The sequence below is a fragment of the Fastidiosipila sanguinis genome (genome assembly GCF_002998295.1).
Classification (GTDB): domain Bacteria; phylum Bacillota; class Clostridia; order Saccharofermentanales; family Fastidiosipilaceae; genus Fastidiosipila; species Fastidiosipila sanguinis.
The window spans coordinates 725,978-744,990 of sequence record NZ_CP027226.1; the positions used below are offsets into that span (position 1 = coordinate 725,978).

The window sequence follows — 19,013 nt, forward strand, 5'->3', positions numbered from 1 at the left end:
ACTGTATTATAACATTCATTTTATTTTATCACTAATAGAGAAATACTTATTCAAACTTTTCGCTAACTCCGTCTTCTACTATCTTTATTGTAAATCCAGCTTGGTCCAATTTCACTTTAATACTTTTTAAATAAATCTTAGAACTAGCGTCAGAGTTTTCTGGAATTATAATTAATAACACTCGATTTTTTATATTTTTCACATTAATGCTGATTTTTTCTCTTCCCCAATTTTCAGTTCCTGCAAAGCTTTTTAACTTATTAGCTTGATAACTCACTTGCTTGTTCAAGTTTTCAAAATTTCTGTAACTTGGGGCAGTTAAGTCTAGGCTCATAATACTTGTTATAGTATCACCATTAACTTTTGCTATTACGGGATATGAATGTGGAAGATTCGCCCCATACTTTTTTCTAAAATAATTACCTCTTTTAAAGTTATGTTCGGACCATATACTTTTCTCATTTTTTTCATCCTTTTGCTCATCTAATTCCAAGCTGTTAATTTTCAATCCACCCCAATATGGAATTGGAAGTTTATATTTATATGTCTTCGCTCCTAATATCTTAGGACTAGTATAAGAAAACTCATATTCTAGACCTTTTAATTCATCTCTACTTAATTGATAATACTCATCTCTGATAAAATAATTACCTAGCTTAGGGTTTATATTTTTCCCCAACCAATAATGTTGCCTCAAATTCAAAGCTTTAGCACTAATTTTATTTTCAAAAAACTTTTTTAGTTTTTCTTTATAGTCATTAGCATAATCATTTTTTATATCTTTCTGCTCAGACAAACTCAACAACAATTCCAACTCTCTTACTGATGAATATCCAGCCTCCTGGTAAATTAAGTCGACTCTAATACTAAAGATATACAAATATATAATCCCGATAAATATAAGCAGTGTAGGTATTACAATAGCTGCCTCTATACTTATAGCAGCCTTATCATTTCTGAAGCATTTCTTGGAATTCATATCTACTCTCACTTTTCTTTATATAAGACCAAAATTTATTACTATACTCACAAGTAAAATTAATTTCGGTATAGTAATCTTTGCTCAAATTAGATTTAATCATTTTTGACATAACAAAATATTGTTTGTTAATACCTCTAAATAGGCCAAGAAATCTTAAGTAATCAATATAGTCAATTTTAATATTTAAAATATTAGAATCGCTATTTCCAACTAAAGCAATTTTTTCTCCTGCTTTAATCTGTTTAAGATCAGCAAATGCATTTGTTATTGACTCTAACAAAACTAAAACTTGTGTAATGCTTTCCGCATCGATAATAACTAGCCCTAAGGTAAAAAAAGCAATTGCAGCACTTATTCCACTTGCTATAGCTCTTTTAGTGCTCATTTTTGCAACATCATTGTTAATAGAAAAGTAATTACTTAAAACTCTAGTTGAGTATATAAATGTGTTAATAATTCCCATAGCAATATATTTATTCTCTACTGCTAAAAGAATCTGCTCTGCTTCATGTGTCTGATTAAAGTCCAACTTAGACATATCTTGTCCAGTTAAAGTTATGAACTTAGAATTTACAGTGTCAGGACCTCTAACATGAGAATTAAATTGATTGACTGTGTATTCTAGTAAAATAAGTTTATCTATAGGTGCAACAAAATCTTTTTTACTTAATTCATGAATTTTTTCTATATTTTCTATTAGTGAGATTAAAAACCCACTTTCAGATTTCTTATTACTACTTTCATTAATTTCCTTATCTATACTTTTGGCTTTTGATAAAGATTTAAGAAATTCTCTCCAATTTCCTGTTGCTTCTGTTTCAGATATGTCATTATTATGAGATTCTTCTAAATTAATACTCTTATCATTATTGGTTCTTATATAATATTCAAAATGACTAAGTTTATTGAACTTCTTATCAATATTTTCACTCGGAATTTTGCTGAGCGTCTTTAAATTGCTTGATTCAATTTCTTTATCTGCTTGCCCCAATCCTATCTTACCTATAGCTTCCTGAATTTTCTTTACACTTTCTTTAAGACCATCAAAAGAAAATAACTTATTATCTGAGGATATTTCCTCTAGTCGATTTTTTATTTCATTAAAAACTCTAATAGGAACTCTCGTAGTAGAAAAACTATTGATTTGAGTTTTTAGCATCTCAGGCTCATATATATTATTAGTAGCATTTGAGCTAATTTCTTGTAATACATTTTCACTTTTGAAATTTTCGTTAATTATATAATCTAATTGGTCATTTTCTTCAAAACCAAATAAACCATACCTTTCGAATAATTCTCTATCATAATTAGAAAGCTGAAAATCACCGTATAATTTCATTACTCTATCAATTTTCAACTGTTCATTTATTATTTTACAAGCATCCGCAATACCTAGACTCATAAACATTATAGCTGGAATCAAAATTGCAGCCATTATAGAAATACTGGCGTCTTTATTTTTAATGAACATCTTTTTCACATAATTTATAAAACTAATATTATTCATTATTAATACCATTCCTCTCTATTAACTCTTGGTAAGCATCATCAACGCTATGTACCAGTTCCAGTAAATACTGAGGGTTTACTTCTATTAATTTCTGATTATTTTTATCTTTAATTTTATAAATATGTTTCTGATCAATATGCATATCTAAATATGAGTTAGAAATGTAATACATACGATAAAATTCCAAAGGAAATTGAATTATAGAGAATACAATTAGATAAAAAATGATTGGTATTATTAATGTTGATTCAAAAATTTCTGACATAAAAATCACCTCCTGCTTTTATTAAAACAGGAGGCAAATAATTCTTTATCTACAATTAGTCAAAAAATAACACAAAATTTGTTATAAAGACAAATGGATTTAAGATTTTTCTAGTGAATCTAAAATTATAGTTACTGGCCCATCATTAATTAATGATACTTGCATATCGGCACCATATTCACCAGTTTTGACAGTTAAACCATAGTTTTGTAATTCAAGAGCTGTTGCTTCGTATAGCTTATTACCGAGATCAAAACCTGCAGCTCTACTAAATCCTGGTCTATTACCTCTCTTAGTATCAGCGTATAAGGTAAATTGCGAAACAAGTAAGATTTCACCTTCAACTTGTTCCAAATTCAAATTCATTTTCCCTTCAGAATCAGAAAAAATACGCATTCCAGAGATCTTTTTGGCAATCCACTTCATATCATCTTCAGTGTCATCTTCATTTACACCTAATAATACTAGAAAACCCTGTTTAATTTCTGAAATGACCTGTTCATCTACAGTTACACTTGCTTCACTAACTCGTTGAATTACAGCGCGCATTATTTAACCAACTCTCTCCAGTCTAAATCGCCTCTATCAATTGCTAATACAAGAATCTCAGCTGTAGCTAAGTTGCTAGCATAAGGAATATTATTCTGATCACAGGCTTGCATTAAAATATTACTTCTATCGTAACTATCACTTGCTGGATCTTTTAAGAAAATAACTGCATCAATTTCATTATATCCAGCTCTAGCTGCCATATAATTTATACTTGCATTGACATCAGTTGCGATACCACTAATGCTCAAACCAGATAATCTTTCTAAACTTGGTGCAATGTGTCCTAAGGATATTAATTCATGTTTTTTCAAAAGATTTTTGTATGCTATGCAAAAATTAGTTAAGAGATCAACTTTTCTATTCTCCGCTAATAACACTATTTTCATTTCCCACTCCTTCAACTTAAATTTGCACAAATACTCATAATACGTTCAAATTTAAAATGTTATAAAACTGCATTTTATTTTATCAATTAGATTTGGTATATACAAGTCCTAGAGTACAACAATGCCATTTTACCCAATTTGCAAGAATGATTATTGTTGAGTTTGTACAAGCTAAAAAAAGATATGATTATGTAGATCTTCTGAGGCTAAACTAATAAATTTTTCTTTTCCTATAATTATATGATCATGAAACTTTACACCTAAAATCTTGGAAGCTTCAACAAAAACTTTTGTTGTTTTCAAATCATCATTAGATGGGGTTGGATTACCTGATGGATGATTATGTATTAAAATCAGACAAGCTGCATTTGCTTTTAAAGCTTCTTTAAAAACATCCCTTGGATAAACTACAGTTGAACTTAAACCACCAGTAGAAATTACTTTATCTTTAATTAGAATATTCTTTCTGTCCAAAAATAAAGCTCTTAATTCTTCACGTTCTAAATTCTCCATTTTGGGGCCAAAATATTTAACTATATCACTTGGGTTTGAGCAGTCTAATTTATCGGGTAAAGGTTCAAGATTTGACCTATTCGCCAATTCAAAAGCCGCTAAAATCCTAATAGCTTTGTTAACACCAATACCCTTAATTTGAATTAATTCTTCTACAGATGCTCTCTGCAAAGATTCAAGCCTACCATTTGTAGTATATCTAGCAATTATTTCATTTGCCGTTTGAACTGCATTTTTCCCCTGGCTACCACTTCCAATTAGTATTGCTATTAATTCACTATCAGTTAAAGCTTCTGGTCCTAATTTATGAAATCTCTCGTACGGTCTTTCACTGCTTGGCAAAGATTTCATATCCATTCTATATTTCATAAAAAAATCACTCCTATTTTTAGAAGTGATTTTAATCATTTTTATTAATAATAGTAATCTTAAACTTTTACAAATATTTACAAAACTTTACAAAGTTAAGAAAAAAGATTCTTCTTTCTAGAATTCAGCATTACCTGTTGTTCTAGGGAAAGGTATTACATCTCTTATGTTACTTACTCCAGTCAAGTACATAATGATTCTCTCAAAACCTAATCCATAACCAGCATGAGGGGTTGAACCATATTTTCTTAAGTCAAGATACCAATCATAGTTATCTATATTCATTCCTCTTGCTTCAATCTCATTGACCAAGACATCATAGCGCTCTTCACGTTGGCTACCACCAATAATTTCACCTATTTCAGGTACTAAACAGTCAAACGCTGCAACAGTCTTACCGTCAGGATTAATATGCATGTAAAACGCTTTTATATCCTTAGGATAATCAGTGACAAATACTGGGCCTTGGAAATAAACTTCAGTTAAATATCTTTCATGTTCAGTTTGTAGGTCAGAACCCCACTCTACTGGGAATTCGAATTTTTTACCAGACTCTTGTAATATTTTTATAGCATCTGTATAAGTTACTTTTGCAAAATCTGATTTTGCAACTTTTTCTAAACGATCAATTAAGCCATCATAAACAGTTTCATTTAAGAATTCTAACTCCGCTCTACATCTATCAAGAGTGTGATTAATGATATGTTTCAACATTGCTTCAGCCAAGTCCATAGCTTCATTAATACCAGCAAATGCAATTTCAGGTTCTATCATCCAAAACTCTGCTGCATGTCTTTGCGTATTTGAATGCTCTGATCTAAAAGTAGGGCCAAAGGTATAGATATTTCTATACGCTTGGGCAAAGGCTTCACCATTAAGCTGTCCACTAACTGTTAAAAAGCTTGCTTTACCGAAAAAGTCTTCACTAAAATCAACATCACCATCTTCAGTTAAAGGTGGATTCTTAGGATCAAGTGTTGTAACTCTAAACATATCACCTGCACCTTCTGCATCACTACTTGTGATAATAGGTGTATGTACATACATAAAACCTTGTTGATTAAAGAACTCATGTATTGCAAAAGCTGCTTCGGATCTAATTCTAAATACTGCAGAAAATAAATTACTTCTAGGTCTCAAGTGAGCTATAGAACGTAAAAATTCTGGAGTATGACTCTTAGGTTGTAGTGGATATTCTGAAGTACTTTCGCCAATAATTTTGACAACATCAGCTTTTAATTCAAATGGTTGTTTTGCTTCTGGAGTAAGTACTAATTCACCAGTAATCTCAAAAGCTGTAGATATATTTTGGCTTTTGATTTCATCATAATTGTCAGATTTTTCACTTTCAACTACGATTTGCAGATTTTTAAAATAAGTTCCATCATTAATTTGGATAAAACCAAATTTCTTCTGAATCCTTAATTGTCTTGCCCAACCATCTACTGTAATTACTTGGCCAGCATATTTTTCAGGATCACTATAAAGCTCTCTGATTGTAATTTTTTGATCTGACATTATTTCCTCCAAACTTATTTACCGTGACACTTCTTGTATTTTTTACCGCTTCCACAGAAGCATGGTTCATTTCTACCAATTTTATCGCTAACTGCAATATTATCAACTCTATATTGATGACCAATTGCTTCTTTCTTCTCTGCATCAAATACATTTTCCCATGAATTTAAATCAAAAAGCCAAGGAGCTTGAGCTTCATGCATCTTATACAATAAAGTTTCAAAGTCAACTTCTAAGTCTAACTCAGTATCTTCATCAACTTTATCCAAATCAATTTCTTCTTTTAAGGAAGGATTAATACCTTCTAGGAAGCCAACGAACAAGATCATTTCATCTGCTGCATAACCTAATGATTCTGCAATATCTTTAGCTTTTCCTTTTAAAAGATTCTCAGGATGTGATTTTAAAATTAGATCATAAGCATTTTGCTCAGTTTCATAATACTTTTTGACAAAATCATTGTATTTTTTCTCATCGTGATTATCTTCTATCTTTTGATTCCATTCTGAAAAATAACTCATAATTTTTCACTCTCCATCTTTTTAATTATTTGTTTTTCTAAAATTTGCTACTTCTAGTATTAACATTTCTATACTAGATTCTTGATCAATTTGACCAGTTTTTACATTATAATCCATCTCACAAATAAGTAAATAAATACTCTCAATTTCTTCTAACGAAAAATACGATTTTTGACTATTTAACTTACGTGCAACAAAATTCGTTACTCCAAGTTTACTCATTAATTCATTGATATTTGAGCTGGCTTTAGCTGTATACAATTGTCTAAATTGCCTTGCGATCATAAATAGTATGAAAACAGGACTAAATTTTTGCTCTAACATTATTCCGTATATAGAAAGTGCCTTATCTACTCTACTCTCAGCTATTGCATCTGTTAAATCAAAAATACTTCCTCTTAAATCAGGTAAGGCTATTTTATTTATCAAATCCAAATTAACAGCATTAATCCCTTGATTTAAGCATATTAAAGTAATTTTTTCTAATTCATTTTTAATAACATGCATTTCTGACTCACAACGGCCAATTAAGTTTTCTAGAGCATCTCTTGTGATTTTTATATCATTCTTCCTAAGTATTGCAGCGCCCCAGTTCATCAAAGTGTTCAGATCCTGCTTTTTAAACTCTACAATCTCACCATGCTCTTTAATCGCATTAATAATCTTTTTGTATCTTTTCTCGAATTTATCCTCTCTGAATATAACTAATGTATTTGGATTTAATACTGAGAAAATTCCATCAAATTTATCTTGAAGTGATTTGCCAGATGCTGTTACCAAATTACTATTTCTAATTAAGATAATTCTACGTTCACTCATAAAACTAGGTGTATTTATTTCAGAGATTAATTCATCTATATTCAAGTTATCCGGACTAGATTTACAATCTATGAATTTAAAATCTAATTGTTCTGTTCCAGGAGCGAGAATTTTAGTCTTCAATAGATCAATTGTATATTCAAGCAAAAAATCTTCCTCACCAAAGAAAAGATAAAAATTAGCCAAATCCATAGATTTTATGGATTGAACCATTTGACTATAAGTAAAAAAAACATCTCCAGATCCCCTAGCCATTTCATCCTCCCTTAGCACTAATAATTATTTTATCATAATTAATTGGTAAGTATTTGCTTTCGCATAATTTCCTTGCGTCCTTATTCCAATCTTTTGGCATAAAAATAGTTCCCATAGTATCAGTTCTATATACTTCAGTTGAGTATTTTTTTAATCTATCAATAACTTCAGGAGTTGGATGTCCATATTTATTGTTTATACCTGCACTTAAAACTGCTTTGCTTGGATTTAATTTCTTTATAAACTCTTCTGAGCTACCATATTTAGAACCATGGTGAGAAACATGTAATAATTCAACGCTATGCAAAACATTGCGCTTTATTAATTCATCTTCTACTTCAAAATCTATATCTCCTGTCCAGAAAACTGTCTTACTATTCAAATAAGTATAAAAACATAAACTATCTTTATTTCTCTCATTATGATTTTTACTAGGCCCCACAAAATATATGAATAAATCTTTAATCCTATATTTATCATCCGCATTAACAAAACTAGTTTTCGTATTAAAAGAATTTTCTTTAATAAATTTTTGTAATACTTGAACATCTTTATCATCTTTAATTACTGCACTTAGTATTATATTTTTAACATCATAGTTTTCTAAAAGCTTATATATTCCTCCTGAATGATCAGAATCGAAATGGGTTATTATCACATAATCTATAGACCTTATTTCTATGTAGTTTAATAATAAGTTTAAGTTATTAAATTTATTTTCTTTTCCCGTGTCAATTAAAATATTTTTCCCTGAAGTTCTAATAACGCTTGCATCTCCCTGCCCTACATCTACGAAGTATATCCCGCTTTTTCTATAGTCAATAAATGCATTAAACAATAAAATAATCACTAAAATTACTACATAAATGTATTTGTTTATTAAATTGTGGTAAAAAGCACTTTCTCTAGATATTAATACTTTTCTAACTATATTAAATCCCAAACTAAAACCCAAAAATAAAATTAGAGTAGAACTTAAATTCATAGTAATTTCCCACTTCAATATGTAGTTAAATAAAAGCAGTAAACTCTCAAAGCAAAACTTTAAAACAAAGCCTATAACTGTAGCTGGTATATATAAATAGATTAAACTCAAAAATAAACATGACCAAATTAAAATAAGCTCAAATATAGGCAGGAAAAACACATTAGAAAAAATTTTAATAAATGATATTTTATAACCCGGTTTCCATAATAAGATCAGCAGAAACATTTGAATATAGATATAAAATAATATGTATTCTAGGAATTTCATAGCTAATTTTCTCAAATTATTTTCATCTTTTTCTTTAGTAGATTTTTTTATAAATTTTAAAAACGGATCAAAAGTATATACAGCTAAACATGCCATAAATGAAAGTTTTAGTCCTAAATTCAGTAATGAGAATGGATTAAAAATTGCCATCAATATTATTGAAAAACACAAAAAATTTATTGGATTTATTTTATTATTCTTATTTTTATTTACTAGTTCTAAGATTTTCATAATTATTGCTCTAGTAATAGAAGTATCACCTAATGAGATAAACAAATAAAAAAGTAGTATTAACATATTAATTCTTGATCTTGCTTTGTAGTTTTTTATAAACTTAGAGTTAATACTTTTCCCAGAATTAAGTATTATTGCAACATTAGAACCTGAAGCAACTAAAACATGACTTAAACCTAAATTACTAAATATATTTTTATTTTCTTTGGTGAGAAATGCAGAATCTCCATACAAGATGGCAGCATTTAACCCACCAGCTTCAATTCCAGAGTACTCAGCCAATCTATTTGTAATAAAATAACGTATTTTATAGACATATCTTAATAAAAAATACTTTCCTTGCTTATACTCTAAAACTTCCCAGTTAAGGAGAGGGTTTATTTCCAGACTGTAATAAGTTCCTGATTGAGCTAACCATCTAGATTCATCAAAAGCACCTGGTACAGTTTCAAAATTAATAAAATTAGCTTTGGCAAAAACTTTTAGAACTGTCCCTGCTTCTATATCTCTGATTGTATTAAGCTTAAAATATATATTTAATCCTCTATACTTCCCTGAAACAATAGTACCAAAACCTTTAATCCTATTATTTATTAAATCCAGTTCATATCTATCAACTAAAATTTCATATTGAAAGTAATCCTTAAATAAATGAACATCATCATTTAAACCTCTTAAAAGTTTAAATTGAGTCTGTTTAGAAAAAATAATATAAATGAAAACAAAACTATACAGAGCAAAAATTATAATCCTGAATCTTAAGCTACTATCTTTATTTAAATAAAAGGAAATTAAATAAATCAATCCTATATAAAAGAAATTTATATAATTATTCTGAAGACTTAACTCTGCAATAAACATTAAATTAAAGACAATAAATAAAGATGGAAATTTAGAATTCAATTCAAATACAAAATTAATTACTTTCTTACAGATAAAATTTAAAACAGATATGAATCTAAAAAAAGTTATGTACTTTAAGTAAAAGTAATCAGAATCCATAAATTACCACCATTCCTTGTACTAATAAAAAGCATCAATTTAATAACAAGAAAGTCATTTTTTACTTTCAATAATGATAATTTATCAAGTCTTTGATTTTTAATTATTTACAAATCTACTCAAATCTACTCAAAATCCGACAAATAATCGCCTATAAAGTCCTTAAGATCTTGTAGACCTGCCTTTTTTGTATTAGATATTGTAAAGAGAGCTCCTTCTTCACCTATATACGATAATTTTCTAAACATTTTCTCTTGTTGAAATATTTGATTCTTACTTAATTTATCAGCTTTGGTTAGAACAACCACATATGGCTGTTCAATTTCATTTAAGAACTCAAACATCATTTCATCTTGTTTGCTCGGCTTATGACGAATATCTAGCAAGAACAAAACTAAAGCAAATCTTTTTTCGCTTTGAAGGTAGTTATCAGTTAGAGCATTAAATGTACCAACTGTTGATTTATCAGCTTTTGCATATCCATAACCTGGTAAATCAGTAAGAATAAACTTCCCGTCAACATCAAAATACAAAATTAATCTAGTTTTCCCTGGACTGGCACTTACTCTAGCCAAACTTTTGCTATTAGTTAGTGCATTAATAAGGCTTGACTTACCAACATTAGATCTTCCAGCCAAAACAATTTCTTCTTTATCGAACTCCGGAACATCTTTAATTTTACCTACTGTTTTAATATGTTTTGTATTTTGAAAGTTAATTTTCATATATATCACCTATTTTTCTTCTGCAATCGCTTTAGTCTTTTATCAAACATAAATTGCTCATTTAACTTTTGTATTATTATAAAGCAAAAAAATTAATTAATCTTTAATGCTTCTAGTCTTTAGGTTATAATAATCACATGATTTTTAGATGGAGGCAGTATATGCAAAATTCAAGCTCAGAGCCAAGTTACTCAAGCTACTCTAGTTATCAGCATGAAGGCGATAACACGATGGGAGCTATTGGTCCACTAGGTATAGTAGAAACTGAAGGAGCAAAATCTTTTACTAATCTGGTAAATCAGCATCTTATAAAAAGACGTAAGTCTTATTCTCATCAATTAGAAACTACTAGTCCTGGTTTTCTAAGAGATGATTATCGAATAGATGCTCACGTATCTAGACTTCCTACTGGAGAAGGAATTGCTAGATTTAATGATACAGTTCGTGGTCACGATATTTTTATTTTCATGGATGCCATGAACTATTCCGTAGGATATAACTTTTACGGGAATTTCAAACCTATTACCCCTGATGAACACTATCAAGATTTAAAGAGAATGATATTAGCTACTAGTGGAAAAGCTAGACGTATTAATGTTATCATGCCTTTCTTATATGAAGGTCGTCAGCATAGACGTAGTTCACGTGAATCTCTTGATTGTGCTTATATGCTTGAAGAGCTCGAAAGATTGGGAGTTACTAATGTCATAACTTTCGACGCTCATGATCCTAGAGTTTCAAACGCAACACCTATCTCAGGTTTTGAAAATATTCCTATTCATCTTCAACTTATTCAAGCAATTTATGAAAATGTAGAAGATATTGATCTTCGAGGTAATGATATAGTATTCATCGCTCCTGACGAAGGGGCAATTGATAGAGTTATGTATTTCTCTAACCTTTTCCATGCACCTTTAGGAACTTTTTACAAACTAAGAGATTATACTAAAGTAATAGATGGTAAAAATCCTATTTTAGCCCATGATTATCTTGGTGATGATGTATCTGGTAAAGATGTCATTATTATTGATGATATGATCTCAAGTGGTGGTTCTATGTTGGACGTCGCAAAACAAATGAAACAACGTGGAGCAAGACGTGTTCTCTGCTGTGCTACATTTGGTCTATTTACTTCTGGTTTAGAAGATTTTGATAATGCTTATGATGAAGGTTACATAGATTTTGTATTTGGAAGCAACTTAATTTATCGCACTGAAGAACTTTTACAACGCCCTTGGTGGGTTGACGTAGATTGTTCTAAGTTTGTAGCTTTAATTATCGATGCTTTAAATCATGATGCTTCTATGTCTAACCTCATTGATCCAACAGATAAAATTAAAGAATACCTAGATGAATTAGAAACTGAGGAGGCTAAATAATGAATACTGATTTTTTACTAAACAATTCAAATTACAATCTTTATGATGCAAGTTCTACTCAGCAAATGGAAACAAATGGCCCTGTTGGTTTAATAGCGCTTCCTGGAACTGAGGACTTCGTAAATAAAGTTAATAATCATTTGTATAATATACGAATAAAAAAGGTTCAACAACGACCACAACTACTTGCAGATGAAATTGGTTTCATGCGAAATACATATGTAATTTCTAGTACAATTTCTCGCTTCTCCTCTGGTGAAGCCAAAGGTACACTAAATGATACCGTTCGTGGTCATGATCTTTATATTTTCTGTGATATTACTAATCACAATGCAAGTTATGAAATGTTTGGTATGACTGTACCTATGTCACCTGACGAGCATTTTCAAAACTTAAAACGTATTATTCTAGCTGCAAATAATAAAGCAAGAAAGATTAGCGTAGTAATGCCGTATCTTTATCAAGGTTTACAAGATGCTAGACATTCACGTGAATCCCTTGATTGTGCAAACATGCTCAAAGAACTTAACAACTTAGGCGTACAAGTTATTATGACTTATGATCCGCATGAGCCTCGTGTTGAAAATGCAATTCCTCTATTTGGAATTGAAAATGTACCAACTGCTTATAACTTAATTCGTGCTTTAATCACTGACTACCCTAGTGTTGATTTTGCTGATCCTGAGCAAGCTGTAATAATCAGTCCAGATGAGCGTGGAATGAAGAGAGCTACTTATTATGCTTCTGTTCTAGGCTTACAAGTCGGTACTTTCTTTAGACAAAAAGTTTATAAACATGATAAAAATTCTGATCCTGAAACTACTTATAAATATCTTGGTAAAGATTTAGCAGGAAAAACAGCTATTATTATTGATGATATTATTTTTTCAGGGTCAACAGTTACAAGAACTGCAAAAGCTTTAAAAGAAGAATTTGGTGCAAGTAACGTAATTATGTTATGTACATATCCACTCATGACCCAGGGTACTTCTCTAATTGATAAAGCTTACGAAGATGGTTACATAAGTAAAATTTATGGAACCAATTTAACAGACCATACTGAAGATTTATTAAATTCACCATGGTATAGAGATGTTGATCTATCAAGTATGACATCTCAACTAATTGATGCTTTGAATCATCAAGCTTCAATTTCAGGTGTGCTTGATCAATCATCACAAATTACTGAACTATTACAGAAAAACAAAGAAATGCAGTCATTTAATATATTTGGTAATTAAAATCCATTATACTTTAGTAAATCATTAATAAAGCTCCGTTTTTGAGAAAGTTTCAAAAATCGGAGCTTTGTTTTATTAGACTAACTTAGTATTAATTTTGCTAGGAAATAACCAATAATTATAAAAATCAAAAAGAATATCAACCAAGAAATAAATCGGAATAGTCTATACATATTTTTTCTAGGTTTTCTTTCTCTTGAATTACTCTCTTGTGATGAGTATCCATAATACTCTACAATTTCATCATCATCAGCATATCTTGAATCATAATAAGCTTGCTTTCTCAGATGCTCTGCTCTTCTAGCAGCTTGTTCATTTTTGCTATTCTTCTTAGCTTGCGGAGAATTGCTATTTACATCTTTTGTAAAAGTATTATCAGTCCTATTAGAATAATTAGATACTGATTGATTATAAGAATTATTACTGTGACCTTCATCTAATCTTTTTGTTGAAACGTTGCTACTTTGAACAGGTTTTCTATAAACTTGATGAGAATTATTTTTCATATTATCAGCTGATGAAATAGGTTTAGCCTTTCGTTTTAAGGCTTGCTCTCTTGCTTTGTGATAATATTCCAACTGTTCTCTAGTTAAAGGTTGTGGGGGTCTTTTCTGAACTTTTTCATTAAATTCTATAAACTTTCCATTATCTAAGTTTTCTTCAACCCTATCAAAATTTAAGTTTTTATTTTCATTTGATTTTTTCATTTTTTTCTCCGTTAAAAATAATTATCTCTATATAAGATAGGCCTACTCTCCCCAAATAAATCTGTGTAAATCTGGAATTTGTAATTCAGGATACATAATCATATTCCAGTTATCATAATTAGTTTCATACATTCCTTCTTGTGGAACATTATATTTTTCAATGTTATTTGCGAACATTATAGCTTTAGTCCCGCTTGATAATAGGCTCATTTTATCTATATTACTTGATAAATCATCTATTATACTTAGGGCAAAAGATCCTTGTTCTAAAAAATTCTTCTTAGAGAACTCTACAATCATTGATTCTGCTAAAATTCTTTGTCTATTGGTCCTTCCAAAATCCGAGTCTATTGATCTGACTCTCCCCCAAGCCAAAGCTTGAATACCATTTAATTTTTGTGTTCCAGCAGTCTTTAATGCATAATCCTCATAATTAAAATCAAAAACACCTGTCATTCCTTGCATAACTTGATTTGTTGCAGGAAGTTCTTCTTCAGATATAGTTAATGTTACACCATCTAAATCATCTATAAAACTTTTTGCGCTCCAGAAATCAAACATAACAAATTCCTGAATATCTAAGTCTAAATTATAATTAAGAGTATTAATGAGCATCCCAACTCCTCCATAAGCGTAAGAAGCATTTACCTTGGTTCTTGCACCATAGCCATCGTTTAAACTCATTTCTGTGTCTCTTAAAACACTTGTTAATTTTATAGATTGATCATTTTGATTAATAGTTAAAATCATAATGGTATCAGCTCTAGCTTCAATCTCTCCTCTGGAGTCAATACCAAAAACTAAAATATTTTTAACATTTTCATCTTTTTGCTCTACATAATTGATCGGATAATCTGGATTTACGTATAGCTCAACATGTTTATAATCACCATTTGAATTTCTAGCTATTTTTTTATACTTATCTAAATTTTCAACATTTTCTGAATTTGTATTTTCTCTAATACCTTTAAGGTCAAAAAACTTCAGTTGATCTAAAGAATTCCACAAAAATAAACTTGCTCCTAAAACAAGTCCTAAAAGTGCTGTTATAAACCTAATTAAATAGTAAGAAAAACCTTTTCTTTTTTTATGCATTTTTTATCTCTCTGTTATATCGATATTTTTATACTTTATAATTTACAAACATTGTTTAACTATTTTACCACTTTAATGACAGTAAATACATTGAGTGATAAAATATTTACAGAAAATAAAGAGGTATTTAACATGAATAATATTACTACATATCAAAATCTAGACCTAAAGTCTGGGGACAAAATTCATTTTATTGGTATAGGCGGAATTAGCATGTCTGGTTTAGCTGAAATTGCTATGAGCTTAAACTTTGTAGTATCAGGTTCTGATACACGTAGCACTGAACATACTGAACGTCTAGCTAAATCAGGAGCTAAGATCTTCTATTCACAACTAGCTGATAATATTACTCAAACTCAACCAGATCTCGTTGTATACTCTTCTGCTATTCCAGAGAACAACGAAGAATTGATAAGTGCTAATAATTTAGGTATTCAATCTGTTACACGTGCACAGTTTTTAGGTTGGCTAAACAGACGCTATGAAACAGTTATCAACATCTCAGGCACTCATGGTAAATCTACAACAACTTCCATGGCTGCACTTATAATGATGGAAGCAGGTCTAGATCCTACTGTTCATTTAGGTGCTGATTTTGAATATTTTGGTGGTAGAACAATTCGCATAGGTAATGAAAAATTATTTATTTCCGAAGCTGATGAGTACAAACGTTCTTTCTGGAACTTCTTTTCTACCACTTCAATAATTCTAAATATTGATGCCGATCACTTAGATGTTTATAAAGATATTGATGACATTGTTGATTCTTTCGTTAGATTTGCTGGCAACTTAGCACAAAACGGCATTTTGATTATTCCAGCAGACGGAAGCCACAAAGATGATTTCCTTAAAAAACTAAAAATACTACGAGATCAAGAGCAAACAGGCGACTTGAATATTTACACTTTTGGTAAATATAATTCAGAATTATCCAAAAATGAACAAGCTGATTATTATTACGATGAACTAGAATATATAAATGGAATTCCACATTTTAAAGTATATAAAAACTCAGAATTCTATGGAGATTTCAAACTTAAAATACCTGGAGATCATAATGTAAGTAATGCTATTGCTGCAATTGCTGCATGTGATCTAAATGGAGCTACTGCAGAAGCTGCTCAAAGAGCTTTAGAGAAGTTCCACGGTGCTGGTGGTAGATATGACATATTTGGTACTTTTGAAGGCGCTAAAGTTATCGCAGACTATGCCCACCACCCTACAGAATTACGAGCTACACTACAAGCTGCTAATTCTATGCCCCACAACAAAATTTGGCCAATATGTCAAGTATTGAACTATTCTCGAGCTAGAGATTATCATGAAGATTATCTAGATATTTTCAAGGGTTATGAAGACGTAGTATATTATAAAATTTATTCCACACGCGAGTGGGATGATCTTGGTGAAAGTGTCGAAAGGTTCGCTGAAGAGTTTAACTCTCGTTATGACAACAATGCAGTAGGCTTAAATACAGTAGATGAGTTAATTAATTTCTATCATGGTAAAGTTCAAGAAGGAGATCTTATCCTCTTCCTTGGTCCTGACGGAGTTAGAGATGCTGCAATTGATGTATGTAGATCTGAAAATGGTATTTATTTTAAAGATCAGAAATAAAATCATCTTAAGTTTTATTTACAAATAAACTGAAATAGAAAGGTCTTAGTAAGATAACTACTAAGACCTTTAATTATTGTTTTTTTATATTAGATAAAATTATTTAATCTAAATCAGCTCCTGCTTCACTAGGTGAAAATGAACTTTCTTCAGGTACGAACTCAGCTTTCTTTTTACCAAAAGTATATTCTCTACCTTCATTCTTTGGATCTCTTAATCGCTGTTCCTCTGTTGTATTTTCTACATAAATTTGTTCAAATACTTCAGCATCCATTCTTTCATTTTCCATTAAGTATTCAGCCATAGCATCTAAGGCTTGACGTTTATCCCTCAAGATATTTAAAACATCAGCATATGCACTATTAATAATTTCACTAACTTCTTTATCAATTTGTGAAATTACTTCACTTGAGTATGCTGTTGAATTACCATAGCTACCACCTATGAAGACTTCGTCTGAATCATCTGTGAATACTCTATTATATAATGTACTACTCATACCATATCTAGTAATCATATCTCTTGCAGATTGATTGGCTTTCTCCAAGTCATTAGATGCACCTGTACTTACTTCACCGAAGTAAATTTCTTCAGCTGCTCTACCACCAAGGCATACTTTAATATCTGCTATTATTTGAGATTTTGTAGTAAAGTAAATATCTTCAAATGGCTTATGGGCAGTATAACCACCTGCTCCACCTGCAGGAATAATAGAAACTCTTTCAACCTTTTCTGTTTCAGAGACACTTCTTAGAGTTAAGGCATGTCCCGCTTCATGATAAGCAGTTAAAACTCTTTCTTTATCACTAATTAATTTACTTTCTTTTTCTGGACCAAGAACTACTTTAAACACTGATGCAGAAATGTCTTCATATGTAATGAAAGTTTGTCCTTTTCTTGCAGCAGCCAATGCAGCTTCGTTAAGTAAGTTTGCCAAATCTGCTCCAGTAAATCCTGGTGTAGTTTGAGCAATCTCTTTAAAATCAATATTTTCTGCAATTGGTTTGTTTCTCGCATGAACCTTAAGAATAGCTTCACGCTCATTTTGATCTGGTCTATTTACATGAACAGTTCTGTCAAATCTTCCTGGTCTTAATAAGGCTGGATCTAGAATATCTGATCTGTTTGTAGCAGCTATAATTATTACATCCTCAGTAGGTCCAAAACCATCCATTTCAACTAATAATTGGTTAAGAGTCTGCTCACGCTCATCATGAGAACCGCCTAGACCAGCACCTCTTTTTCTACCAACTGCATCAATCTCATCGATAAAGATAATAGCTGGAGAATGTTTCTTAGCTGTCTCAAATAGGTCTCTAACTCTAGATGCACCAACACCTACATACATCTCTACAAAGTCTGAACCGCTTATTGAATAAAATGGAACTTTAGCCTCACCTGCAACAGCTTTGGCTAATAAAGTCTTTCCTGTACCTGGAGGCCCTACTAATAGAACACCTCTTGGAATTTTTGCACCTAACTTCTCAAACTTCTCTGGATTTTTTAAGAATTCAACAACTTCTTGCAATTCTTGTTTTTCTTCTTTGGCACCAGCAACATCTTCAAATGTTACCTTATTTTTTTCTGGGTCAGCAAGCTTAGCTTTGCTACGTGCAAAGTTCATAGCTCCACCAGCTCCGCCACCTTGCTTGGAAAACATTAACCACAAGAAGAATGCCATTGAACTAAACATCAATACTAATAAAATAATATTTAGCCAAGAAGCAACATTAACTGGTTCCGCATAATCAAAATCTATTGAGTGCGCTTGCTCAGCAGCTTTTAACTCTTGCAACAAATCACTCATCCAATATGGAGAAATTTGTTTACTTGTGAAATTACTTCCTTTAACACTATTTTTAAACTTAAGTTCAATATTATTGCCTGCAATTACTGCCTTCTCTACATTTCCTACATTAATCTGTTGTAACATTTCAGAGTAGCTTAAATCAGCTGATCTACTACCCTGGCTGAAAAACATAGAAATAGCAATAATAACAACTATAAGAATAACGTAAAACGAAAGTCCACTACCACGTCTATTTTTATTTTCGTTCATTAATACTTT

The 19,013-nt window shown here is 30.6% G+C and carries 17 protein-coding genes; 3 read left to right on the forward strand and 14 right to left on the reverse strand.

What is annotated here, in order from left to right; genetic code table 11:
• Positions 1-46: 46 nt before the first annotated feature.
• The 11 genes from C5Q98_RS03085 to yihA all read right to left on the reverse strand — a co-directional run bounded on the left by C5Q98_RS03085 (position 47) and on the right by yihA (position 10,906).
• A complete protein-coding gene (locus C5Q98_RS03085) occupies positions 47-979 on the reverse strand; it encodes a hypothetical protein (RefSeq protein WP_106012258.1) in 933 nt (310 codons plus the stop codon).
• Positions 951-2,489: a DUF5702 domain-containing protein gene (locus C5Q98_RS03090; RefSeq protein ID WP_106012259.1), complete on the reverse strand. Its 1,539-nt coding sequence runs from the start codon at positions 2,487-2,489 to the stop codon at positions 951-953. Before C5Q98_RS03090 ends, C5Q98_RS03085 begins: the two co-directional genes overlap by 29 nt.
• Entirely contained in the window at positions 2,482-2,757 is a 276-nt protein-coding gene (locus C5Q98_RS03095) for a hypothetical protein (protein ID WP_106012260.1), read from the reverse strand. The genes C5Q98_RS03090 and C5Q98_RS03095 overlap by 8 nt, the downstream gene beginning before the upstream one ends.
• Before the next feature lie 99 nt (positions 2,758-2,856).
• Entirely contained in the window at positions 2,857-3,306 is a 450-nt protein-coding gene (gene dtd, locus C5Q98_RS03100) for a D-aminoacyl-tRNA deacylase (RefSeq protein WP_106012261.1), read from the reverse strand.
• Positions 3,306-3,695, reverse strand: a complete 390-nt coding sequence (locus tag C5Q98_RS03105; protein WP_106012262.1) for a methylglyoxal synthase — start codon at positions 3,693-3,695, stop codon at positions 3,306-3,308. Before C5Q98_RS03105 ends, dtd begins: the two co-directional genes overlap by 1 nt.
• 171 nt (positions 3,696-3,866) lie before the next feature.
• On the reverse strand, positions 3,867-4,577 hold the full coding sequence (gene radC / locus C5Q98_RS03110; protein ID WP_158695693.1) for a RadC family protein: 711 nt from the start codon (positions 4,575-4,577) through the stop codon (positions 3,867-3,869).
• Between the two features lie 117 nt (positions 4,578-4,694).
• Positions 4,695-6,095, reverse strand: coding sequence for an asparagine--tRNA ligase (gene asnS / locus C5Q98_RS03115; RefSeq protein WP_106012264.1), 1,401 nt, complete (start codon positions 6,093-6,095; stop codon positions 4,695-4,697).
• A gap of 14 nt (positions 6,096-6,109) precedes the next feature.
• Positions 6,110-6,616 carry an SEC-C metal-binding domain-containing protein gene (locus tag C5Q98_RS03120; RefSeq protein WP_106012265.1) on the reverse strand — a complete coding sequence of 169 codons (507 nt, stop codon included), beginning with the start codon at positions 6,614-6,616 and terminating at the stop codon, positions 6,110-6,112.
• A 21-nt stretch (positions 6,617-6,637) separates the two neighbouring features.
• Positions 6,638-7,690 (reverse strand): DNA polymerase III subunit delta, encoded by a 1,053-nt coding sequence (holA, locus tag C5Q98_RS03125; protein WP_106012266.1) that lies wholly within the window; start codon positions 7,688-7,690, stop codon positions 6,638-6,640.
• A 1-nt stretch (position 7,691) separates the two neighbouring features.
• A complete protein-coding gene (locus C5Q98_RS03130) occupies positions 7,692-9,983 on the reverse strand; it encodes a DNA internalization-related competence protein ComEC/Rec2 (RefSeq protein WP_158695694.1) in 2,292 nt (763 codons plus the stop codon).
• A 323-nt stretch (positions 9,984-10,306) separates the two neighbouring features.
• Entirely contained in the window at positions 10,307-10,906 is a 600-nt protein-coding gene (gene yihA / locus C5Q98_RS03135; protein WP_106012268.1) for a ribosome biogenesis GTP-binding protein YihA/YsxC, read from the reverse strand.
• A 161-nt stretch (positions 10,907-11,067) separates the two neighbouring features.
• Between yihA and C5Q98_RS03140 the strand changes: the two genes are divergently transcribed.
• Together C5Q98_RS03140 and prs are read left to right on the forward strand one after the other, a co-directional pair.
• Positions 11,068-12,285, forward strand: coding sequence for a ribose-phosphate pyrophosphokinase (locus C5Q98_RS03140; RefSeq protein ID WP_341457368.1), 1,218 nt, complete (start codon positions 11,068-11,070; stop codon positions 12,283-12,285).
• A complete protein-coding gene (gene prs, locus C5Q98_RS03145; RefSeq protein ID WP_106012269.1) occupies positions 12,285-13,526 on the forward strand; it encodes a ribose-phosphate diphosphokinase in 1,242 nt (413 codons plus the stop codon). Before C5Q98_RS03140 ends, prs begins: the two co-directional genes overlap by 1 nt.
• An 80-nt stretch (positions 13,527-13,606) precedes the next feature.
• Here prs and C5Q98_RS03150 read toward each other — a convergent pair whose 3' ends face one another.
• Entirely contained in the window at positions 13,607-14,233 is a 627-nt protein-coding gene (locus tag C5Q98_RS03150; protein ID WP_106012270.1) for a hypothetical protein, read from the reverse strand.
• A gap of 42 nt (positions 14,234-14,275) precedes the next feature.
• Positions 14,276-15,328: an LCP family protein gene (locus tag C5Q98_RS03155; protein ID WP_106012271.1), complete on the reverse strand. Its 1,053-nt coding sequence runs from the start codon at positions 15,326-15,328 to the stop codon at positions 14,276-14,278.
• Positions 15,329-15,460: 132 nt separating this feature from the next.
• Between C5Q98_RS03155 and murC the strand changes: the two genes are divergently transcribed.
• A complete protein-coding gene (gene murC, locus C5Q98_RS03160; RefSeq protein ID WP_158695695.1) occupies positions 15,461-16,945 on the forward strand; it encodes a UDP-N-acetylmuramate--L-alanine ligase in 1,485 nt (494 codons plus the stop codon).
• 103 nt (positions 16,946-17,048) lie between these two features.
• Here murC and ftsH read toward each other — a convergent pair whose 3' ends face one another.
• Complete coding sequence (gene ftsH, locus C5Q98_RS03165) at positions 17,049-19,004, reverse strand: ATP-dependent zinc metalloprotease FtsH (protein WP_106012273.1); 1,956 nt, start codon at positions 19,002-19,004, stop codon at positions 17,049-17,051.
• Positions 19,005-19,013: the final 9 nt, after the last annotated feature.